This window comes from Pseudomonas sp. 14A (assembly GCF_018132745.1).
Classification (GTDB): Bacteria; Pseudomonadota; Gammaproteobacteria; order Pseudomonadales; family Pseudomonadaceae; genus Aquipseudomonas; species Aquipseudomonas mercuritolerans.
The window spans coordinates 298,438-320,865 of record NZ_JAGRQJ010000009.1; the positions used below are offsets into that span (position 1 = coordinate 298,438).

General features: G+C 59.3%; 19 protein-coding genes. 8 read left to right on the plus strand and 11 right to left on the minus strand.

Annotated features, from left to right (window positions below; genetic code table 11):
• Positions 1-2 precede the first annotated feature (2 nt).
• Positions 3-1,037 carry an NAD-dependent epimerase gene (locus PS14A_RS09350; RefSeq protein WP_212615877.1) on the minus strand — a complete coding sequence of 345 codons (1,035 nt, stop codon included), beginning with the start codon at positions 1,035-1,037 and terminating at the stop codon, positions 3-5.
• Complete coding sequence (locus PS14A_RS09355) at positions 1,034-2,386, minus strand: UDP-glucose/GDP-mannose dehydrogenase family protein (protein ID WP_137216092.1); 1,353 nt, start codon at positions 2,384-2,386, stop codon at positions 1,034-1,036. The genes PS14A_RS09350 and PS14A_RS09355 overlap by 4 nt, the downstream gene beginning before the upstream one ends.
• Before the next feature lie 388 nt (positions 2,387-2,774).
• On the opposite strand from PS14A_RS09355, the gene PS14A_RS09360 reads away from it, so the two are divergent.
• Entirely contained in the window at positions 2,775-4,472 is a 1,698-nt protein-coding gene (locus PS14A_RS09360; RefSeq protein ID WP_212615879.1) for a sulfatase-like hydrolase/transferase, read from the plus strand.
• 114 nt (positions 4,473-4,586) lie between these two features.
• Here the strand turns inward: PS14A_RS09360 and PS14A_RS09365 are convergent, their stop codons facing one another.
• Positions 4,587-5,606, minus strand: a complete 1,020-nt coding sequence (locus tag PS14A_RS09365; protein ID WP_212615887.1) for an AraC family transcriptional regulator — start codon at positions 5,604-5,606, stop codon at positions 4,587-4,589.
• Positions 5,603-6,547: a LysR family transcriptional regulator gene (locus PS14A_RS09370; protein WP_212615889.1), complete on the minus strand. Its 945-nt coding sequence runs from the start codon at positions 6,545-6,547 to the stop codon at positions 5,603-5,605. Before PS14A_RS09370 ends, PS14A_RS09365 begins: the two co-directional genes overlap by 4 nt.
• Before the next feature lie 97 nt (positions 6,548-6,644).
• On the opposite strand from PS14A_RS09370, the gene PS14A_RS09375 reads away from it, so the two are divergent.
• On the plus strand, positions 6,645-7,496 hold the full coding sequence (locus PS14A_RS09375; protein ID WP_212615890.1) for an AraC family transcriptional regulator: 852 nt from the start codon (positions 6,645-6,647) through the stop codon (positions 7,494-7,496).
• 335 nt (positions 7,497-7,831) lie between these two features.
• On the opposite strand, the gene PS14A_RS09380 is transcribed toward PS14A_RS09375, so the two are convergent.
• Complete coding sequence (locus PS14A_RS09380; RefSeq protein ID WP_212615898.1) at positions 7,832-9,805, minus strand: alkyl sulfatase dimerization domain-containing protein; 1,974 nt, start codon at positions 9,803-9,805, stop codon at positions 7,832-7,834.
• 138 nt (positions 9,806-9,943) lie between these two features.
• On the opposite strand from PS14A_RS09380, the gene PS14A_RS09385 reads away from it, so the two are divergent.
• The 6 genes from PS14A_RS09385 to PS14A_RS09410 all read left to right on the plus strand — a co-directional run bounded on the left by PS14A_RS09385 (position 9,944) and on the right by PS14A_RS09410 (position 15,912).
• Positions 9,944-10,597: an ABC transporter ATP-binding protein gene (locus PS14A_RS09385; RefSeq protein WP_016774109.1), complete on the plus strand. Its 654-nt coding sequence runs from the start codon at positions 9,944-9,946 to the stop codon at positions 10,595-10,597.
• Positions 10,594-13,065: an ABC transporter permease gene (locus PS14A_RS09390; protein WP_212616072.1), complete on the plus strand. Its 2,472-nt coding sequence runs from the start codon at positions 10,594-10,596 to the stop codon at positions 13,063-13,065. The genes PS14A_RS09385 and PS14A_RS09390 overlap by 4 nt, the downstream gene beginning before the upstream one ends.
• Complete coding sequence (locus PS14A_RS09395; protein ID WP_212615900.1) at positions 13,055-14,122, plus strand: lipocalin-like domain-containing protein; 1,068 nt, start codon at positions 13,055-13,057, stop codon at positions 14,120-14,122. The genes PS14A_RS09390 and PS14A_RS09395 overlap by 11 nt, the downstream gene beginning before the upstream one ends.
• 664 nt (positions 14,123-14,786) lie before the next feature.
• Positions 14,787-15,029 (plus strand): hypothetical protein, encoded by a 243-nt coding sequence (locus tag PS14A_RS09400; RefSeq protein ID WP_130909480.1) that lies wholly within the window; start codon positions 14,787-14,789, stop codon positions 15,027-15,029.
• Between the two features lie 11 nt (positions 15,030-15,040).
• Entirely contained in the window at positions 15,041-15,241 is a 201-nt protein-coding gene (locus tag PS14A_RS09405) for a hypothetical protein (RefSeq protein ID WP_212615902.1), read from the plus strand.
• An 86-nt stretch (positions 15,242-15,327) separates the two neighbouring features.
• Positions 15,328-15,912 carry a hypothetical protein gene (locus tag PS14A_RS09410; RefSeq protein WP_212615904.1) on the plus strand — a complete coding sequence of 195 codons (585 nt, stop codon included), beginning with the start codon at positions 15,328-15,330 and terminating at the stop codon, positions 15,910-15,912.
• Positions 15,913-16,235: 323 nt separating this feature from the next.
• On the opposite strand, the gene PS14A_RS09415 is transcribed toward PS14A_RS09410, so the two are convergent.
• The 6 genes from PS14A_RS09415 to glcF form a co-directional block, all read right to left on the minus strand.
• A complete protein-coding gene (locus PS14A_RS09415; RefSeq protein ID WP_212616073.1) occupies positions 16,236-17,063 on the minus strand; it encodes a glycosyltransferase in 828 nt (275 codons plus the stop codon).
• 156 nt (positions 17,064-17,219) lie between these two features.
• Positions 17,220-17,717 (minus strand): hypothetical protein, encoded by a 498-nt coding sequence (locus PS14A_RS09420; RefSeq protein WP_130911649.1) that lies wholly within the window; start codon positions 17,715-17,717, stop codon positions 17,220-17,222.
• Between the two features lie 118 nt (positions 17,718-17,835).
• The gene (locus tag PS14A_RS09425) at positions 17,836-18,846 is read right to left on the minus strand and encodes a DUF6708 domain-containing protein (protein WP_249121225.1); all 1,011 of its coding nucleotides are present in this window, start codon (positions 18,844-18,846) and stop codon (positions 17,836-17,838) included.
• A gap of 175 nt (positions 18,847-19,021) precedes the next feature.
• Positions 19,022-19,564, minus strand: a complete 543-nt coding sequence (locus tag PS14A_RS09430) for a hypothetical protein (protein ID WP_212615911.1) — start codon at positions 19,562-19,564, stop codon at positions 19,022-19,024.
• A gap of 175 nt (positions 19,565-19,739) precedes the next feature.
• The gene (locus PS14A_RS09435) at positions 19,740-21,119 is read right to left on the minus strand and encodes a VOC family protein (protein WP_212615913.1); all 1,380 of its coding nucleotides are present in this window, start codon (positions 21,117-21,119) and stop codon (positions 19,740-19,742) included.
• 88 nt (positions 21,120-21,207) lie between these two features.
• Positions 21,208-22,428: a glycolate oxidase subunit GlcF gene (gene glcF / locus PS14A_RS09440; protein WP_212615915.1), complete on the minus strand. Its 1,221-nt coding sequence runs from the start codon at positions 22,426-22,428 to the stop codon at positions 21,208-21,210.

Genomic DNA, 22,428 nt, shown 5'->3' on the forward strand with positions numbered 1-22,428 from the left:
ATTCAATCAGCCGCAAGCGGCGCACGGGCAGTGGGGTAGTAGTCGCGGAACCAGGCGATGAAGCGGCCCAGTCCTTCATCCAGTTCTATCCGGGGCTGGAATCCGGTGGCCTCGGCCAGATCGCTGGCTTCGGCGCAGGTGTTGAGCACGTCGCCCGGTTGCAGCGGCAGCAGCTCGACAATGGCTTTGCGATCGAGGTGTTTTTCCATCAGTGCGAGATAGGTTTTCAGCGCCACCGGTTGCTGTCCGCCGATGTTGAACAGGCGCCACGGCGCCATGCTGCTGGCCGGATCGGGCTGTTCGCGATCCCACTGCGGATTGGCTTGCGGTGGCTGATTGATCAGGCGCGCGATGCTTTCGATGATGTCGTCGATGTAGGTGAAGTCGCGCTGGTGCTCGCCGTAATTGAACAGCTTCAGCGGCTCGCCTTCGCTGATCGCCCGGGCGAACTGGATCGGCGACATGTCCGGCCGGCCCCAAGGTCCGTACACGGTGAAAAAACGCAGGCCGGTGCAGGGAATGCCGAACAGATGGCTGTAGCTGTGCGCCATCAGTTCATTGGCTTTTTTGGTCGCGGCGTACAGCGATAGCGGATGGTTGACGCCATTCTTGACTGAGTAAGGCGTGTGCTGATTGGCGCCGTAAACCGAACTCGACGAGGCGTAGATCAAATGCTCGACCGGGTGATGCCGGCAGCTCTCGAGAATGTTCAGGAAACCGTTGAGATTGCTGTCCAGATACGCCCGTGGATTGTCCAGCGAATAACGCACCCCGGCCTGCGCGGCCAAGTGGATAACGACCTGTGGTTGTTCGCGGGCAAACAGCGCGTCGATGGCCGAAGCGTGGGCCAGATCCACCGTGGCCAGCGGAAAATCGCCGACCTGCTCGCGCACCCACTGCACGCGATCGTGCTTGAGCTGCGGGTCGTAGTAGTGGTTGAAATTGTCCAGGCCGACCACCGAATGCCCGTCGCGCAGCAAGCGCAGGACGCAATGGGCACCAATGAAACCGGCGGCACCGGTCACCAGAATCTTCATGGCCGCAGCCCTTCAGGGGCGATGTGGCGCAGACCGATACCGCTGTAGTGCAGGCCGGCGGCGGCAACCTGTTCCGGGTTGTACAGGTTGCGGCCATCGATGATCACCTTCGACCGCAGCTTCTCGGCGAGCAGTTCGAAATCGACCACGCGGAAGTTTTTCCACTCGGTGCAGATCACCAGCGCATCGGCGTCTTCGAGGGTGTCGTCGCGGGTGGCGCACAGGTGCAGGTCGTTGCGGTAACCGTAAATGCGCCGGCACTCGGACATGGCTTCCGGATCGTAGGCCTGCACGCTGGCGCCTTCGGCCCACAACGCGTCCATCAGATAGCGGCTGGGGGCTTCGCGCATGTCGTCGGTGTTCGGTTTGAACGCCAAGCCCCAGACCGCAATGGATTTGCCGGCCAGGCCTTGCGGAAACTGCGCGCGCAATTTGCTGAACAGGATGTGCCGCTGGCTATCGTTGACGTCGGTGACGCTGCGCAGCAGTTTCAACGGCATGCCGTTGTGTTCGGCGGTGTGCAGCAAGGCCCGCAGATCCTTGGGAAAGCACGAGCCACCGAAGCCGCAGCCCGGATAAATGAAGTGGTAGCCGATGCGCGGGTCGGAGCCGATGCCTTTGCGCACCGCTTCGATGTCGGCGCCGAGCAGTTCGGTGAGGTTGGCCAGTTCGTTCATGAAACTGATGCGGGTGGCGAGCATCGCGTTGGCCGCGTACTTGGTCAGCTCGGCGCTGCGGTTGTCCATGAACATCAGTTTTTCGTGGTTGCGGCAGAACGGCGCGTACAGCTCGCTCATCTGCTCGCGGGCAGCGTCGTCGCGGGTGCCGATGATGATCCGGTCCGGGCGCATGCAGTCGGCGAGGGCGCTGCCTTCCTTGAGAAATTCCGGGTTGGATACCACGCGCACCTGCAGCTCGGTTTTGCCGCGCAACAGCAATTCGCTGGTGGCCGTGGCCAGAACCTGGTCGGCGGTCCCGACCGGCACCGTGGATTTGATGATCAACGTGCGATCAGCCTCCATCAGGCCGGCAATCTGCCGGGCGACGTTGAGCACATGACTGAGGTCGGCGGAGCCATCCTCGTCCGCCGGGGTGCCGACGGCGATGAAAATCAGCTCGGCGTGGGTTACCGCATCGCTGGCCTGGGTACTGAACGATAGACGCCCGGCCTTGATGTTTTCTTCAAGTGTCGCGGACAGGCCTGGCTCACTGATTGGCGGCACCGCTTGTTGCAGTTGTTTGATCTTGTTCGGGTCAATATCAATGCATAAAACCCGATGGCCGACATCGGCAAGTGCAGCGGCTTGTATAAGTCCGACATAGCCAGTGCCAAATACGCTCACGTCCATCTACGCACCTCAATAAAACCAGAAAAGTTAACTACGGAATGAGATTGTTAAAGGGGTATAGCGCAGGGTTGGAAAAGCGTGTCAGCAAAATGACATGTTGCGCGGGTATAACACTTGAGACGTTTTTGGCGATTGGCCATCAAGTCATTGCTGCGATTGAAATTGTTGTTTTTTTACAGATTTGTTCAGATTTAAAGTAAGCGACAAGCGGTCGAAAGTATTGGTTTTAAAGGCTTTTAGCGATTTGGTGTGTCAGATTTGAGGCACCGTTTTTTTGACGCTTAATCCGGCTATCAGTCAATTCTTGCGCTTTTGAGGCCGAGTGCTAGTGTCAGGTTCTGACCGACAAAGCTTTGACATCCCGCCCTTTCGCACGCCCGGTATCGCCATGTTCCGATATGCCAAAGAACTACTCTTAGTTGTCTTTTTGCTGTTGTATTCCGACTATTACCTGGAGCGGTTAAATGCTATCGGGTGGGGTTTCAATGCACTTGTTTTTGGCGCGATGTTTTTGGCGCTTACTTTAGCGCTATATCTGACTGCCTATATAAGGCAGGCTCTTGTTCGACATGCATTCGCATTAACGCTGTTTGCTGCTGCGGTTTTTTTTGATGTCTACACCCGGGTCACCGCGGATTACTTGAGGTATAGCGATTTTGTCTCGCTGGTGTATTCGGGTGGGTTCATTCAGGAAGCGGCGTATCAATACCGCGACGCGATTTTGCGCGCGGTGCTCAATGGCTTGCTGCTGTTGTTTGGCATCGGGCTCAAGCCGCGTCATGCGCTGGTCATACCGAACGCGTTGCGGGTCGCGGCACCCATCGCCGGCGTGTTGATGCTCAGCGCTCTACTGTTTTTACGCGCGGGAGAGGGCGCCCGGGGCCTGCCGATCATGTACACGCCTTTGGCCTACCTGAACCTGTTTGCCTATGAAGCGCTGCAAGACACCGTAGGCCCGCGTGAACCAGTGACGCTCGCACGTGCCGCGCCTGCCGTCGGCCACGACATCGTGCTGATCATCGACGAAAGCATTTCCGGCAATTACCTCGACATCAATGCGCCGTTCGGCGTGCACAGCAACCTCAAGCAAGCGCCGGCCGGGGTCGATGTCTTCAACTTCGGTTATGCGGCGTCGATTGCCAATTGCAGCGCCGACACCAATGTCACCTTGCGCTACGGCGGCACCCGCGCCGATTACCGGCGCATCAACAGCACGCAGCCGTCGATCTGGCAGTACGCAAAAAAGGCCGGGCTCGGCACGGTGTACATCGACGCCCAGCGCACCGCCGGCAACCTGCAGAACCTGATGACCGCCGCCGAGAAAAACGACATCGACAGTTTCGTGCAATTCGACCAGACCAGCGTGCGCGACCGCGACATGGCGGCAGCGGCGAAGCTGATCGAACTGCTCAACGACCATCACGCCGAGCTGATCGTGATCAACAAGGTTGGCGCGCATTTTCCAGTGCATGACAAATACCCCGATGCGTTCATGGCTTACCGGCCAACGCTGCCACGCGGGCAATTCACGGAAGTCGCCGACACTGGCGAACGCGCCGGTTTCAATGGCCAGCCGGATGACTGGGTGCTGTATCGCAACGCCTACAAGAACACGCTGTTGTGGAACGTCGGCGAGTTCTTCGCCAGGGTGTTTGCCCAGGCCAACCTGAACAACGCGCTGCTGATCTACACCTCCGATCATGGCCAGGATCTGCACGAGCGCGGCAACCCGGGCTTGAATACCCATTGCGGTGGCGACCCGGTGGAAGAGGAGGGGCTGGTGCCGTTGGTGGTGATCCAGGGCCGTGGATTGCAGACGCCGGACTGGGCGGCGAATCTGCCGGTAAACAAGGACCGCTCCAGCCACTACAACATCTTCCCGACGCTGTTGCAGGTGATGGGTTATGACCTGGCGGGGATTGAAGCGGTATATGGCAAACCGCTGAGCGTGCCGACGGCGGATGAGTTCACCTTCAACTACCGCTTCAATGCACGGTTGGGGGCCAAGCCTGAGTGGAAGCATATCGATCTGGGCAGCATCGTTACGCCTGAGCGGGCGCCGGCGAGTGTGGCTGCGGGGCAGTGAGTTTTGGGTTGCTCGGGCGGGCCTCTTCGCGAGCAGGCTCGCTCCAACAGGGGATTGCATTCCAGGGTGGGAGCGAGCCTGCTCGCGAACAAGTCGGGTCAGGCTGCGACAGTCTCAACCCTTGTTGAACCGCGCCCGATACTCCCCAGGCGCGCAGCCCAGCCAGCGCGCGAAAGCCCGATTGAATCCCTGCACATCGCTGTAACCCAACCGATCCGCCACTTCGACCAGCTCCAGCGCCCCGGACTGCAACAGGTCCTCGGCCCGATTGCGCCGATGCTCATCGAGCAGTTCGCTGAAAGTCCAGCCCAACGCCTTCAAACGCCTTGCCGCCGTGCGCTCGAGCACATGCTGCGCGGCGCAGAATTGTGGCCAGTCCGCCGTCGCCAGATCTTCGATCAGATAATCGCTGAGCTGTCCGAGCAGAGTCGACTCGCTGTGACGGCGAGTCTGTTCCAGCAGATCGACAAGCGTTGTTTCCAATGCCGGATTGCCCGGTGTCAACGGCATCACGAACAGCTGCGGATCCAGATGAATCGCCGCCCATGACCGCTCTGCGCTCACCGGGGTGCGCAATGCCGATTGATGCTGCTCGCGGCTTGCCGATGCCAGTGCCACACCCAGCACCGGATCACCGGGCACGCCGCTGGCGAGCAACTTGCGTCGCACCAGGCTGCACAGGCTGACGAGGATGTAATCGGTCAGCGCCGCCGGAGCATCAAGACTCCCGGCTTCGACCAGACGCAGTGTTACGCCGTCATCTTCACGCAGGATTTGCACATGGAAATGTCCGTTGAAAAACGCAAAGTACTCGGCGAAAAACTCACAGGCACGTTCCAGCGACACGGCGACATCGAACAGATAGGTCAGTCCATTGGTGGCCGTCGAAACGAAGCGTTCACCCGCCGCCAGACCGATCAGTGGATCCCCGCTCTGTTCCACGGCAAACGCCCAGAAGCGCCGCGACATCAGCAGCGGCATGCGCGTGAACGGCGTGCGCAGATCGAACAGGCTGCGGCGCAGTTGTGCTTCGATGGCGCCTTGGCTAATGCCGCGCGCGAGCAATTCTTCAATGGCCGGCAGCAAGGTCGGCGCGTAAAAAGCGTTGACGGATTGCGGATGGGTTTTGCTCATGTTGTGTGCGCGTCTCCCGTCGCTCCGTTAGCCGCCAGCAACCGCTGATCGACGCTGAGGATCGCTTCGATCATCGCCCGCGCGGCCGGCGTCAGGGTATAGCCGGCGCGGCTGACGACCCCGTAACCCAATTGCAGCGCCGCTTCGTCATGCGGCACGTCGACAAAATCGAGCAACTCGATCAGGCCTGCGTCGAGCTGCTCACGCAAGGCCTCCAGCGTGGCCAGCCCCACGGCATCGGAGCGCAGGACCACGCGCTGGATGGCGTCGAATTGCGCGCACTCGACGCTCGGGGTGAAGTCGGATTCCCCGAGGATATCGGCGAGCACCTTGCGAATCATCGGTGGAATGCGTGTGCCGACGATCGGGTAGTCGAGCAGGGCGCGCAAGCGCAGCTTTGCTTGCGTGACGAGCGGATGGCCGGCGCGGCAGAAAAACCGTCCCGGCCGCGTGCGCAGCAGGTGCACCTGATACTGTGGATCGCTGACAAAGTGCCGCGCGTCCGCGACGAAAAACTCGATCTGCTGCTCGCGCAACCACAGCGTCAATTGCTGCCAGTCGCCCTGATGAAAGCGCGTGCGAATTGCCGGGTGCGCCTGAATGAAATCGGCCAGCGCTTCCGGCACCAGCACCTGTGCCGGATACGGGCCGCAACCAAATTGCAGTTCACCGCCGGTGAGGCCGTTGTATTGCGTCAATTCGTTGTGCAGTGCCTGACTGCCGGCGAGCAGGCGCCGCGCATGTTGCAGCACCAGTTCGCCTTGCCCGGTCAGGCGAAATTCACGGCTGCTGCGCTCGACCAGCTCACAGTCAAGGTCGCGCTCAAGCGTCTGGATGCTGCGGCTGAACGCCGGTTGGCTAAGGTTGATCGCCTCGGCGGCGCGACCGAAGTTGCGGTAATCAGCGAGGGCGACCAAGTGGCGAAGCTGGCGAAGATCCATCATGCGTCTCCTGCATTTTGCGGATACTTTTAATGCATTGGATCGATAGCACGTCCGCTGGCATAAGTACACGCCTGTTCTTCGATGGCGCGCCTTCATGTCTCAGTCTCTGTTCGCCTCCAGCGCGTTTACCCGCACGATTCTCGCGCATGCTCGCCAGTCCGGGCTGTGCCCGCAACGCTTGATGGCGCGGGTGGGGATCTGCCCGTCAGTGCTCGCCGGGCAGCATCAATTGATCGCCGCACAAGCGGTTGAACAGTTGTGGCGTGAGTGTGAATGGTCAGGGGTAGCGCCGACGTTTGGCTGTGAACTGGCCGACGGGATGGCGACCGATTGCCTGCAAGGGCTGAATATCCTGCTCGACTCGGCGGCGACCTTGCGCGCCAGCCTGCAGTGCTTCATCGACTGCTTGCCGCAGGTGATCAACTACGTCGCGGTGGAGTTGGTCGAGGCGGGCGAATTGGCTCATATACACCTGCGTTCGCCGCAGGGGCAGCTGCATCATTTCGCTCTGGACGCGGCGGCGATAACGCTGGTGCGCAATATTGCCCGTCGATTGGGCAGGGCGCCCGGAGACCTCTTCGTGAGTGTGAGTCTGCGCCCGGCGCAAATGGCCGGTGGCTGGCTGCGTGAAGTGGGCATTGCGGTGGAGCGGGGCGAGCAGCTGTGCCTGACCTTGCCGCGATATAGCCTCGATCAGGCCTTGCTGGGCGCCAACCCGTTTCTGCACCAGAGCATGCTGCGTCACTGGCACGCTGAAACCTGCATACCAGCACGCCAGGATAATCTGACAATGGCGCGGCACTGGCTGACGGCGGGCGACCAACCGATCGAGCGGATCGCCGAGCGGCTGGGGTATCGCCAGCCGAGCAACTTTATCCGCGCGTTTCGTAAACAGTTCGGGATTACGCCGAAGCAGTTTCGGTTGAATCCGGGGCAGGTTTGTTGAAAGAAGGATTGAGGTGATTGATCGTTATTGAGGGTGCCAGCAAGATTTACCCCCTCACCCCAGCCCTCTCCCCCAAGGGGGCGAGGGGGAAAGGGAGCCGATCTTCATGGCGTTCGGAATCTGAGTTCAACTCGGTATCCCACGTCGGCATATCTCGTACATCCAACACAGTCAGTCCCCTCTCCCTCCGGGAAGGGGGCTTATGACTCATGGGAGCTGATGTGCGTGTTATTCAAAATTGCATTCAACTCGGTATCCCACGTCGGCGTATCTCGTACATCCAATGCGGTCAGTCCCCTCTCCCTTGGGAGAGGCTAGGGTGAGGGGCTTTTGACTTACGGCGTGACGATATTGAACTGCGGCCCGAACGTATCCAGGCTGCCCATCAATAATCCGAATTTCTGACCATTGCCCTGCAACTTCACCAGTCCTTTTTGCATCGCCGTCGGGAAGTCCAATTGTTTCAGGCTGATCTTCTCCAGCGTATCGCGGCTCAGGCTTACCCTCGCATCCGCCGCCGGATTCAGACCGGCGCGGTGAGTCAGCACGCCGTTGCGCAAGGTCAGGGTGAAATCCCTTTGCACATCGTCGAACGTCCAGTTCAGCGTCAGGTCATGGGCCACGGCTTTGTCGCTGTCCAGGCGTACCGCGAGGTAGTCGAAGAACATTTCCGGACTCATCGCCCGGACCATATCCACCGACACGGTATTGGCTGACTGCGGCGGCACGCCGTTGCGCAGTTCCATCGCACCGGTCAGGTACATGTTGCGCCAGGTGGCGTTCTCGCTTTGATAACCCAGTTGTTCCAGCGTCTCGGCCTGCGCCTTGCGTGCGTCGGCGTTGTCCGGATCGGCGAACAGCAACTGATTGCCCAACTGCGCGGCCCAGCGGTAGTCCGCACTGGCCATCGCGCTGCGCATTTTCTCCAGCACCGACGCGGCACCGCCCATGGCCTCGACCGAGCGTTTCGCCGCATCCACCGGCGGCAGCGGATTGAGGTTGGCCGGGTTGCCGTCGTAGAAACCCATGTAGCGCTGATACACCGCGCGCGTATTGAAACTCAGCGAGCCGTAATAGCCGCGGGTGTACCACTTCTGATCGAGCGAGCCGGGCAGTTTCTTGATTGCTTCGGCAATTTCCAGCGGCGTCAGGCCCTGGTTGAGCAAATGCAAGGTGCGGTCGTTGATGAAGGCGTACATGTCGCGCTGATCGGCGAGCAAAGTACGAATCCGCTCGCCGCCCCAGGTCGGCCAGTTGTGTTGGGCGAACAGCACGTCGGCCTTGTCGCCATAGCGCGCCAGGCTGTCATCGAGGTATTGCGACCAGGCCTTGGCATCGCGTACCTGCGCACCGCGCGGGGTTAGGATGTTGTGCATCATCTGCGTGGCGTTTTCGGCCATGCACAAGGCTTTCAATTCGGGCAGATAGAGGTTCATCTCCGCTGGCGCTTCGGTGCCCGGGGTCAGCTGGAATTCGACTTGCAGGCCAGCAATGGTGCGAGTTTCCAACGGCTCGGCGATCAGGTCGGTAGGCGCGATCAGCGTGACCGTGCCACCGCTGGGCGCACTCTTGCCGAGGCCAGCGTCGACCTGACCTTTTTCACTGCGCGGCAACAGGCTGCCGAATTGGTACTGCGCGCGGCGGCTCATGGCGTTGCCGGCCATGACGTTCTCGCTCATCACGTGTTCCATGAAGCCGACCGGCGCGTAGACCTTGACCTTGCCGGACTTGACATCGGCCTCGTCGATTACCCCGCGCACGCCGCCGAAATGATCGACATGAGTGTGGCTGTAGATCACCGCGACGACCGGTTTGCGCGGCCGATTGGCGTAGTACAGGTCCAGCGCCGTCCTGGCGGTTTCGGCCATGGTCAGCGGATCGATGATGATCAGCCCGTCGTCACCTTCGATGATGGTCATGTTGGCGAGGTCGAGACCGCGTACCTGATAGAGCTTGGGGCTGACCTCGAACAGACCGGCGTGGGCATTGAGCTGTGCCAGTCGCCACAGGCTTGGATTGACCGATTCTGGCGCCTTGTCTTTGGCGAGGAAATCATAGGCATTGACGTTCCAGATGACTTTGCCGGCAGCGTCCTTGATCTGACCCTTGAACGGTGCGATCAGGCCTTTGCTGACGGATTCGAAATCGGTGCGGTCGCTGAACGGCAGGGTTTGCAGGACGGCTGCGTTGCTTGCGGTGGTTTGCATGCTCGGCGCCACCGCACCGTCAGCAGCGAGCAACGGTTGGCTCAGGCAAGCGGTGATCAGGCAGGTCAGCAGGCCGCGCGGGCTCAGGATGAAACGGGGCATGGGTGTCTCCGGTTTTTTATCGTTATGGCCGAACAGCCAGCAGCGTAGGGCGCGTCCCGGCGTTGGCGATGATCATCAGCGGACAAAAACCATTCAGGGCCGCTATCCTAGGCCCAGGTTCACTGATCGGGTTTGCCCATGCTTGAGGTTCGCGACGTTTTCAAAAGCTATGCCACGCCACAGGGATTGTTGCCGGTGCTGCAAGGCGTTGACCTGACGCTGGAGGCCGGTGGCAGCCTGGCGCTGATGGGCGAATCGGGCAGTGGCAAAAGCACGCTGCTGCACCTGGTGGCGGGGCTGGACAAGGTCGACAGCGGCAGCATCCGCAGCGGCGAACATCGCCTGGAAGCCATGAGCGAAGCGCAACTGGCCAACTGGCGGCGTACGGAAATCGGTCTGGTGTTTCAGCAGTTCAACCTGATCGGCAGCCTGCGCGTGGAAGACAATCTGGCCTTTCAGGCGCGCCTCGCCGGGCGCCATGAGCCGCGCTGGCAAGCGCATCTGGTGCAGCGCCTGGGTCTGGGCGATCTGCTCTCGCGGTATCCCGAGCAACTCTCTGGCGGCCAGCAGCAGCGGGTCGCATTGGGCCGAGCATTGGCCTCGCAGCCGAAACTGCTGTTGGCCGATGAACCCACCGGCAGCCTCGATGAAGCGACCAGCGATGAGGTGCTGCGGCTGTTGCTGGAATTGCTCGATGACACGCCGACGACTTTGTTGATGGTCACTCACAGTCAGCGCGTTGCGGCGCGTTTGGCTCAGCGTGTGGTGTTGTCGAACGGACGGGTCGCCTGATGATCTGGCGGCAAACCCTGCGCGCGCTGCTCAGCCACTGGCGGCGCCATCCCGTGCAGTTTTTCAGTGTGCTGACCGGGCTGTGGCTGGCCACCAGTCTGCTCACCGGCGTCGAGGCGCTGAACAGTCAGGCGCGCGACAGCTACGCGCGGGCCAGCCAGATGATCGGCGGTGAACCACAGGCCAGCCTGAGCACGCCAAATGGGGCACTGTTTCCCCAGCGCTGGTTTATCGAATTGCGCCGTCAGGGCTGGCCGGTGTCGCCGGTGTTGCAGGGCCGGCTGACGCTCAAGGGCCAGGAAGATCAACGCATTCAAGTGATGGGCATCGAGCCGGTGTCGCTGCCGTCGGATTCCGCGGTAGCCGGGCAGGCGATGCCGATCGAGCGCATCGTCGAATTTTTCAGCCCGCCGGGCAGCACCTGGATTTCCCCGGACACGATGCAACTGCTCGGCTTGCGCGAAGGTGATACACCGCAAACCGTAAACGGCCAAACCCTGCCGCCGCTGCTCGCGCAGAAGGACATGGCACCGGGGTTGTTGCTGGTCGACATCGGCGTAGCGCAACGCCTGCTCGAACAACCTGAGCAACTGTCGCGACTGCTGCTGCCCAAGGACTTTCATCAAGAATTACCAGCGAGTTTCACCGATCGCTTGCAGCTCAAAAGCAGCGGCGAAGAAAACAATCTCGCGCGGCTGACCGAGAGCTTTCACCTCAATCTTGATGCCCTTGGATTTTTGTCATTTCTGGTCGGCCTGTTCATCGTCCACGCCGCCATCGGTCTTGCTCTGGAACAGCGCCGAGGTTTGCTGCGCACGTTGCGTGCCTGTGGCGTCAGTGCACGAATGCTGATCGCGTGTCTGGTGGTTGAACTGGGTGTGCTGGCGCTGATCGGTGGAATGTTCGGTGTGATCAGCGGCTATTGGCTGGCCAGCGTGCTGCTGCCGGACGTCGCCGCGAGTCTGCGCGGTCTGTATGGCGCGGAAGTGGCGGGGCAGTTGCGCCTGAGCCCCTGGTGGTGGTTCAGCGGCATCGGTCTGAGCCTGCTTGGCGCCTTGCTGGCCGGGGCCAACAGTCTGCTGCGGGCGGCGCGCCTGCCGTTGCTGGCGGTGGCTGATCCGCAGGCGTGGCATCAACAGTATTCGCGGTGGTTGCGCCGACAGGGTTGGCTGGCGACGGCACTGCTTGCGATTGCGCTGGCGGCGCTGATCTGGGGCGACAGCTTGAGCAGCGGCTTCGTGCTCATGGCCGGGTTGTTGCTCGGTGCCGCGCTGGCCTTGCCGGTGCTGCTCAGCGCGTTGTTGAACCCGTTGCTCGGGCGCAGTCGTTCGGTGCTTGGCCAATGGTTTCTCGCTGATTGCCGCCAGCAACTGCCGGCCCTGAGTCTGGCGCTGATGGCGCTGTTGTTGGCGCTCGCCGCCAATATCGGCGCCGGCAGCATGACCGCCGGTTTTCGCCAGACCTTCAACGACTGGCTCGAACAACGCTTGAGCGCCGAGCTGTACATCAACCCGGCCAATCCGGCGCAGGCCCGCGAGATGCACAGTTGGCTCAAGCAGCAGCCCAACGTGACCGCTGTGCTGCCCAACTGGCAAGTCTCGGTGACGCTGCAAGGCTGGCCTGCCGACGTCTACGGCATCATCGATCACTCGTACTATCGCCAGCACTGGCCGTTGCTCGACAGCAGTGGCAGCGATCCGTGGGCCAAACTGGCCACGGATGATGCGGTGATGCTCAGCGAACAACTGGCGCGTCGCCTGAAAGTGAAGCCGGGCGAGCATCTGAACATTCCCACGCCGAACGGCACGTGGTCGCCGCGCATCGTCGGCATCTACGCCGACTACGGCAATCCGAAAGGGCATGTGCTGATCAGCAGTGAGCACCTGTTGCGCGGCTGGCCGCAACTGACGCCGAACCGATTCAATCTGCGCATCGATCCGCCACAGATTCCGGCGCTGCTCAACGCGTTGCAGGCGCGCTTTGAGCTGGACGACAGCCGCATCGTCGATCAGGCGCGGCTCAAGGGCTGGTCGGTGCAAGTGTTCGAACGCACCTTTGCCGCGACGGCGGCGTTGAACAGCCTGACCTTGGCCGTGGCTGGCGTGGCGCTGTTCATCAGCCTGCTGACCCAGAGCCAGAGCCGCCTCAGTCAACTCGCACCGCTGTGGGCGCTGGGCGTGACGCGCAAACAATTGATGCTGCTCAACCTCGGCCAGACCTGGCTGCTCGCCGTATTGACGTTGCTGTTGGCGCTGCCGCTGGGCATTGCTTTGGCATGGTGCCTGGATGCGGTGATCAATGTGCAGGCATTCGGCTGGCGCTTGCCGTTGCGGGTGTTTCCGTTGCAGTTGTTGCAACTGATGGGCCTGGCGTTGCTGGCGACTCTGTTGGCTTCGGCATGGCCGCTGTATTCGCTGTACCGCACGCAACCGGCGGACTTGCTGAGGACGTTTGCCCATGAGGACTAAATGGCTCGTGCTGATGATTGCGCTGCTGCTCGGTGGCTGCGATCAGCCTGCACCCGAGGAGAAGGGTTTTGCCGGCATGGGCGATCAGGCGCAATCCTTCACCCCGGTGGTGCCCGGTCGGGTATTCAGCTTCCCGGCCGATCATGGCGCGCATGATGGTTTTCGCATCGAGTGGTGGTACGTCACCGCCAACCTCAAGGATCAGCAGGGCAATGATTTCGGCGTGCAATGGACGCTGTTTCGCAGCGCCCTGAAACCCGTCGCTGAGCAGGCCGGTTGGGGCAATCAGACAATCTGGCTTGGCCACGCGGCGGTCACTTCGCCCTCGGTGCACCACGCCGCCGAGCGCTACGCCCGGGGCGGTGTAGGCCAGGCCGGCGTGCGCCTGGCGCCGTTCGAAGCGTGGATCGATGACTGGATGTTTGCCAGCCAGGCGCAGGATCCGTTGCGCGATATGCAACTCAGTGCTCGTGACAAGAATTTCGCTTATCAACTGCGCCTCACCTCCAGCCGCCCGCTGGTGTTGCAGGGTGACAAGGGCTTCAGCCAGAAATCCGAAGAAGGCCAGGCTTCGTATTACTACAGCCAGCCGTTCTTCCAGGCCAGCGGCACGCTGCAGATCGACGGTCAGACCTATACCGTCAGCGGCCCGGCGTGGCTCGATCGCGAGTGGAGCAGTCAACCGCTGACCGCCAATCAGACTGGCTGGGACTGGTTTTCGCTGCATCTGGACAGTGGCGAACATGTGATGCTTTACCGCATGCGGCAGAAGGACGGCGCGCCTTATCTGACCGGCACCTGGATCGCCGCCGATGGGCAAATTCAGACGTTGCGCAGCGAGCAGATCAGCCTCGTTCCTCAGGATACGGCCAAGGTGGCTGATCGACCGATGCCGGTGAAATGGTCGATCCGCATTCCCGACAAGAAACTCGATATCAGCGTTGATGCGCTCAATCGCAATGCGTGGATGGATTTGCGTATTCCTTACTGGGAAGGTCCGGTGAAGATTGATGGCAGCCATCCTGGCCAGGGCTATCTGGAAATGACCGGGTATTAACTGCGGCACCGCTTTCTTCCCTGTGGGAGCGAGCCTGCTCGCGAAGGCTTTTTGTCAGGCTGTGAGGATGTTTGACCGAGTACATATCCGTTGCTGCGGTAACGGCTGCTTAGGGTTCCGCCCTTACGGCGGGTCACCTTTTTCAAACGCCAAAAAGGTAACCCAAAAGGCTTGCTCCTGCGTTCGGCCCTCGCAAGCTCGGGTTCCTTCGCTGCGGGATCGATCCTGGCGCAGCGGCTCCGGTTTGCTTCGCTGCACCTCCTTCCGCTGTGTCTGGCTGCGCCAGACGGTCGCTGCGCTCCCACGCCCGGCTCAATCCCTCCACTCAGCCTTCCGACGTCGCTAGTGGATCAAGATCAAAAGCAGGCGAGCTGACACTCGACCCAAGGGCGAACGCAGAAACTGTAGGAGCCGCCGAAGGCTGCGATCTTCTGATCTTGATCTTGATCTTGATCTTGATCTTGATCTTGATCTTGATCGTGTAGGAGTGAGCCTGCTCGCGATGGCTATCTCAAAAAAAACGATGAATAGCAGGTTTACCCGATCCCTGTGGGAGCTGGCTTGCCAGCGATGGCGTCAGCAAGGCCACCACTAATCAAACCGCTCGGAACTCTCCCTTCGCCAATACGCTCTACCCAGAAACCCGCCATTTTCGGACTCACCCATGAGCGACGACGTGCAACTCCCAGACCTCAACACCTGGCAACGCCTGTTCGACGATCAGACCCTTTGGCAGCAATCGCCCGACGCTCACTATTTCGATCTGCAGCGCATCGCCGACGACCTGCTCGGCCAAGGCGCGATCGATCTTGAGCAATGGCAGTTGCTACGCGCCAAGGCCGACGATTTGCACAAGCAAACGCCTGAGGTCAACGTCGCCCGCGAACTTGACGATCCCGAAGCCTGAGGACTACCGCCGTGAATACAACCGTCAATCAGAACGACAACCCCGACGAACCGCGCCCGGCCGGCGAAACCGAGCGCGACAACGACGCCCTGCGCCCGACCGATCCCAAGCAGCGGCAGGACAGCGGCAAAGGCACCGCAAGCGGCGAATCCACCGCCCAGGAAACCGCCAAGTCACATACCCGCGGCCCACAAACCCAAGTCAAGCCCTGAACAGCGTCTATGCTCACTGGCACGCCCGCTGCTGAAGTTGCTTCGGCGGCGGGCGTCGCCATTTCATCACAGGGAAAGTAATGCATATGAAGCTCGACGCTCTGGCCAAGGCCATCACTCTCGCAACGCTGCTTTCTGCCGCCAGTTTCGGCGCTTTGGCTGCCGATATTCCGTTATCCGCCGCCGTTGAGGCCGATTTAGTAACCGCCAAAGTGCTTGCCGTCGATCCGGCCAATCACCAGGTCGTGCTGGAAGGCCCCGAGGGTCGTCAGGTCCACGTTCAGCTCAGCGACAAAGCGAAAAACCTCGCCAATCTCAAGGTGGGCGATTTGGTAAAGATTGAGGTACAGCGGTCTGTCGCCGCTTATCTCGACACCGATGTGGATAAAGGTCTGCCAGGCACCACCGAACGCACCGGCGAACTGCGCAAGGCGCCGGGCAGCGACAACCCGGGCGGTGAGGCCTATCGGCAGGTTCAGGTGCAACTGAAAATCACCAAAATTGATTTGAAGACCAATCAGGTAACCCTCGAAAACCCGTCCGGACAATCGAAGACGCTCGATGTGAAGAAGCCGGAGATTCAAGCCAAATTGAAAGATTTGAAAGTAGGGCAGAGCGTTATTGTCACTTACACCGATATCCTGAAAGTGACTAGTCAGCACGATAGTTGAGTAATCGCTCTACAAGTTGATTGTTCTTGTACAACTTTAGGTATGAGAACAATCATATAAATGTTTTTTGTCGGACAATTCTCGGGGAAAATCGATAAACACAGTTTTTAACTTTTCAGTTCAAAAATTTCATCTTTCTACCTGACGACATATGCATTGGATTGAATTAAAATCCTCCGCGTTCGCCCAGTGTCAGGGCTCTTTACCGGTGCAAGGATTGCCAGGCCGTAACACTGGGCGAACTCCACCACCGTGACAGATGTATGCAAAATCAAAATACAAAAAAGGGCGACTTTGAAGTCGCCCTTTTTTATTGTTTTCGATCATGTCGCAGCTGGCATCCCGGCTTTGGCCTGCTGCCCTTGCAAGCGCTTCAGAGTCTGCTGATACATCTTCGTACGGCGGTGATCCTTGCCGTACGTGCCTGCCGCCGCTACGGTGCCGGCCTGGATGTGATCCAGATAGCGGAAGATTTTCCGCGGCGAGAGAAACCTGACGCCATAGCCCAACCCGACCATTCGATCCTGCAGGGTGTAACCAGGTACCTCCTCATCCATGCAGAAGTGCAAACCCAGCGACTTCATCAGCCGCGCATTCCACAGCGTGCAGAAACTTTTCAGATGCGTTTCCTTATACGGGCGTGGCGGTTTTGAACGCAGGCCAAGATGAACTTTGAGCCGACGAACATGATGTTTGCAGAACCGCGAAGTTAAACGCCAGCTATCACGCAGTAACCCACGATCAAGTTGCTCAACACAACCCACCGCCGCCATGTCCGCATTTTTCGTGCATTCGCGCATCATCATCGCAAACACTTCCATGTCGTAGACAAAGGTGTCGGTGTGCAGCAGAAACAAGTAATCGGTCTCAACTTTCGCCAAGGCCAGATCCAACGCCTTGCCATGGGCAATATGCCCCATTTCCTTGCCCGGCGACGGCCGCTCGATCAGATTGATCCAGTCCAGCGAACGCAGGTAATCAAGGCTGGCATCCGCCGAATCGTTATCCACCACCCACACTGCAATGCCCTGCGCCTGAACATGCTCGCGCAACAGCTCCAGACACATGCGGGTGATGTCCGGGGTTTTGTAATTGACCAGCACGAGGCTGAAGTTGGCTTGCGGCTGGGTGGGTAAATCGAAGGCTTTCATGTCGGAGGGACTCATCACGGCTCAAGACGACAGGTTGATGAGACGGGATGCTAGCGGGGGAAGCTTAGGTGAAGCTTAATTTGGCAGGGTCGGACACTGGAGAAATGTGAGGACGTAAAACGGTTGGGATGTGTACCGGATGTAGCCATGCGTTCATCAGGTTGCGAAGTAAAGCTCATCCAGTTGGCGCTTGCGGATTGCCAAGTATTCTTCCCACAAATTGGGAAAGTCCTCATCTCTGGTTAGCGGAAAGGTCAGATAGATGTGTTTTCCGACAACACTGATGTACTGGCGCGCACGTTTGAAAGCGGGCTGCTCGTACAGCGCAAGGGTCTCGTCGTAAGCGTCGTGATGGTGGCGAATCGTTACTCGATGAGGGGCAATCATCCCTCGCGCAAAATCGATCACCCAGTCGCCGTCTATGGCCGTACGCAAATAGCCGTAAACACCATCGACCGACAGCAGGATGCAGGTGTTGGCTTGGTGGCCGTCCTCATCGTTCGCTAGAACAATCTGGTCTGCGAAGTATTTGATCGTCTGGTTATCCGGACCCTGTAGAAGCAAGCTCCAGCCCTCGACGCCCATGCGAAACTCGCCGATGTTTTGAAAGGTTGCGGTCCATCGATTGGCAAGCGTTATCTGACGGGTATTCATGGGGGGTTCAGACTCGAAATTTCCGACTTATGGCGTCGCATAAACCGAAACAAATCGGCTTTACGTTTTAACAGATGTTAAGAATTCAAATAAATAGACGAACGTGGTTGCTCCCATTTCATCCATGTAACCCCGCCGCTTTGCACGCTTCGACGAACGTGGCGCCTTTTTTGTCCATGGCAGTCTTGACCATTTGATTGGCTTTCACCAATGCAGCGCTGGGCTTGGCCCATTGTTCTGGTGGCAACGCCTCAGACCACGTTTGCACTTGCTCCGGAAGGGTAGGCCGCCCTTTGCGATGCGCCCATTCGGCTAGCATGTAAGGCATCTTCCAGAAGCTCAGCACGCGCCACATGTACCAGCGGCGCAATGGCCAGTAGGATTTTTTCGAGTAACCGTAATGCTCGCGCTGCTCGGGCGTCAGTTCGTCGCCACCCTCGTCCAGCGACCCCATCGCGCGTGCGTCTTCGCGTTCGATTTCAAAAGTGTGTAGGCCTTCGTACGGTTTGAGCCGATCACCGGATGGAGTCAAACCCAGTGCCTTGAGCATCGGGTTTGAAGCATCTACCAACTGACCGTCTTCCATGTAATTACGAATTGACGTCCACATCCCTAAAGCATGTGCATCGCTGGGTTGTGGTAGCAGTAGGAATTGCACTTTGTCCTGCTCCTCATCCTCCAGACCCATGCCGAACGCGTACTGGCGAGTAGCGCCATAACTGGTGACGCCCTGAGTGTTGGAGACCCAGGCGACGACGCTTTCCCAAGGTACGATGAGGACGCGGCGGGTTTTGCTGTCGACGTAGCAGACTTCGCGGCGTTGGCGGTTGAAGCGGACGGGGTAGGTTTTTGCTGCTTCAAAGACGCCGGAGAGCATTCCGTATAAGTACGCACCAAGAGGGAGAATAAACAGTAGAGAGCCACTAGCAAAAACCAGTAACGAGTCACCAATTAGGTCGACGAACCTTCGATCTATTCCGTGAGGGCTGAAAAGTGCGAGCCAAGCACAGATAAGCACCGGAGCAATGAATGCTGTCGTCAATGCCATCCAAATTCCAGCGGCAAGTATTTTTCCTTGTTCAACCATTCCCCAATTACTTCCACCGAGTTCCAGGAATACTTCGTTCATCCCTGAAAAATTCCGGCGAGAGGATTGAGTTTGTCCTGTATAGACCGGTAATGGCGATAGAAACAAAGTTTCATTCATTCCACGGACGCGGACTTCTCCAGCCCTTGGCCTCTCGCTACGGATGTCCGCTGCGGCTTCAGAAGTAGTGAATTTAGCGCCGCGCTTGAAAAGGCTTTTAAGCATCGATGGTCCCCAAATCTTCTTTTTTGAACAATATGAATTGGGATTTACTTGTGCCAATCGGCAACGAGTCAGCAGAATCAAGCTTAAAGACACCGCGCGCTGGATCGCGCCTATAAGGTGAGCTAATAATATGCAGGTCACGGAGCACAAAGCAGGTTTCGTGCATTACGTCACGTTCAGCTTCCAATTGATAAGCGATGGTCAATGCCAAGGAAAAATCTGTGGTCTGCAATGAGTCACTGATCGGCAAATGAATTGTCAACGCTTCGTTGCCTTTACTGGCTACGACTAATCGACTAATCCAGGTTGTCGTGCACTCCCGCCATCTCAAGGGAAAAGGGCCGGGCGCGTAACCCCCTTTCTTTGGAACATCGCGATATTGCTGGTACGCTTTCAATTGCAATTTTCGAGTATCCATTTCCTGCGTGCTAACGCCTGGAATTATAAGCTTCAGATAGGTCTGCTTGGCATCACGAATCATTTCACAAGTAGGTTTTTGCACGACCTTTGCCAGTTCGTTCCATTCGTCCTGCATGCTGCGATTCTTAGTTTTGTTCCCCCAGACGCTGGACTCCATCCATTTTTGCAAGTCGTCCAGAGGCAAAGATTGCCTCATAGCTTCAGATCAAAGGATCGCAGCCTACGGCAGCTCCTACATTTGGAATGCGTTTCCCCTGTAGGAGCAGCCGTAGGCTGCGATCTTTTAATGTTTAACGCGCGAGTCGGGTCAAACACTCCTCAATCGACCGCCGTTGCGTCTCGGCATACAACCCCAACTCATCGATGGCCGAACGCCCCAGCGCCTGTTCGAAAGCCTGTCGATTGGAGTGTTCGCCGTAATGCGCCTGTGCGGCATCCCCCAGGTTCGACTGAAAAATCCCCGCTGCGCTAACCGGCAGGAAATCTTCGTACACCAGCGGCTCCGCTTTCACATAGCCATCGCGCAGCAAGTCCTCCAGGGACGACTCACCAAGTCCTTCAGCGGCCAAGCCCTTTTCCGTAGCGAAATAACGAAAGTACGCCAGCCCCTGTTCGCGCATGCCCTCGATGCTGTCAGGAAATTCGGCAAAGTGCTGCGTCATCAGCGCGTTGTAGCGTGCGGCATTGGCTTCGTTAGGGAAGTCGCCCAATTCATCGCGAGCGGCATTCAACAAGCGGTCATACAGCGCGCGACCCTTGGGCGTGAGGGCGGCGCCGCGTTGTTCGATTTCGCCGAAACGCGCGCTGTGGCTGCCACGGGTTTCGGGCTGATCGGTGAAGGCGATCGGCTCGTCCAGCGCTTTGAAGCTGGTCTGGCGCAGCAGGATCGGGCAGTCGCGGCGCGGTGGGCCTTCGATCACCGCTTTGGGTGTGATGCCATGGGCAGGCATCTGCTCCTGCACGGTGTCGATGTCCAGCGTGCGCGGCGTAAGGTGATTGATATGCGGACCTTTGAACGCAACGACATCGGCGACCAAGCGGTGCTGGGCGCTGAGTTTCTGGTATTGCGCGGCGCTGACCGTGGCGCTGTGGTGCCAGCGAAAAGTCTCCAGTGCCTGTCGGACGAATTCTGCGGCTTCGTCGTCATTCAGTCCGCCTGCCGTTTCCGCCTGTTCAATCAGGCGCAACGCCTCTTCAGTAAAAATCGAACGACGGGCCAGTACCGACTCGGCAAACGAACGCAATTCAGGATCTTCAATCAGCTCCAGGCGCAGCAACGAGGTGAACACGCGAAACGGGCTGACCTGCAACGCTTCTTCATGCACCGCACGAAACGCCGTTGAATGCACCGGCACACCGGCCGGGGTCAGGTCGTAATAACCCACCGGTTGCATACCCATCACCGCGAACAGGCGGGCGAGGGTGGCCAGTTCGCTCGCGGTGCCGACGCGAATGGCGCCGTGGCGTTCCATGTCCAGCCGCTCGATTTCGCCGGTGCGCTTGAGCTGTCCGGCAATCTCAGGCTGACGTGCCAGCACTTCGCGATTGGTTTTTTCCACCAGTTCCATCAGCGCGCCGTACAGCGGCACCTCTTCGCGGTACATGTCGGACATCGCTCGGGAGAAGCGTTGGCGGATCAGGTCGGGGCTGACGAACGGCTGCACGGTCATGAAAAAAATTCCTGCCACGGTGACGAAATGGATGCCGGAAAAGATCGCAGCCTTCGCCCACGCGGGCAAACGAAGAATCCTACGAACTTCATTCTGCCAACGACTGATCCACCAGTTCGATCCAATGCTTGACTGGCGTACGGCCCGCGCTGGCCAGATGACTCTGACAGCCAACATTCGAGGTGACGATCAATTCAGGCCGGCCACTTTCCAGCGCGTTGAGCCGTTGGTCACGCAGTTGCCGCGCCAGCACGGGTTGGGTCAGCGAGTAGGTGCCCGCCGAGCCGCAGCACAAATGGCCATCCGGCACTGATGTGAGGTTGAAGCCAAGTCGGGTCAGCACGGCTTCCACCGCGCCGCCAAGTTTCAACGCGTGCTGCAAGGTGCACGGGCAATGCACGGCGATGCGCCGTTCGCTGGCGGCGCATACTTGCTCCAGTGGTTCCTCAGCGATTATTTGCACCAGATCCCGAGTCATTTCGCTGATCCGCCGGGCTTTCAACGCGTAGATCGGATCGTCCGCAAGCAAATGCCCGTAATCCTTGATGAACGCGCCGCAACCACTGGCCGTCTGCACGATGGCTTCAGCGCCGTTCTGCAGATGCGGCCACCAGGCGTCGATGTTCTGCCGAGCGCGGTCGAGACCTTTGCCCTGAGCGTCGAGGTGATAGTCGAGAGCGCCGCAGCAACCGGCCTCGCTCACCGGAGTGACGCTGATGCCCAAACGATCAAGCACCCGCGCCGTTGCGTCATTGGTATTCGGCGACAGACCCGGTTGCACGCAACCTTCGAGCAACAACACCCGGCGCGCATGCCGAGGAGCAGGGCGCGACCCCATAACACCCAAGCGCTGCGGCAGTTTGCTTTCCAGCAGGCGCGGTAGCAGCGGCCGAAAGGTCGCGCCCATGCGCAGCAAGCCTTTGAACACAGCCGGATTCGGCGCCAACGCGCGCAAGCCTTCGCGCAGCAAGCGCTGGGCGGCGGGGCGCGGCACCGCGCTGTCGACCACCGCGCGGCCGATGTCGAGCAGGTTGTGATAATCGACGCCGGATGGGCAGGTGGTTTCGCAGTTGCGGCACGACAGGCACCGATCCAGATGCAGTTGCGTCTGCTCGGTGGCCGGTGCGCCTTCCAGCACTTGCTTGATCAGGTAAATGCGTCCGCGCGGCCCATCGAGTTCATCGCCGAGCAGTTGATACGTCGGGCACGTCGCGTTGCAGAAACCGCAATGCACGCAGGTGCGCAGGATCTTTTCCGCTTCGGCGGCGCGGGGCAGTTGCCGCGATTGCTCGCTGAGGGTGGTTTGCAT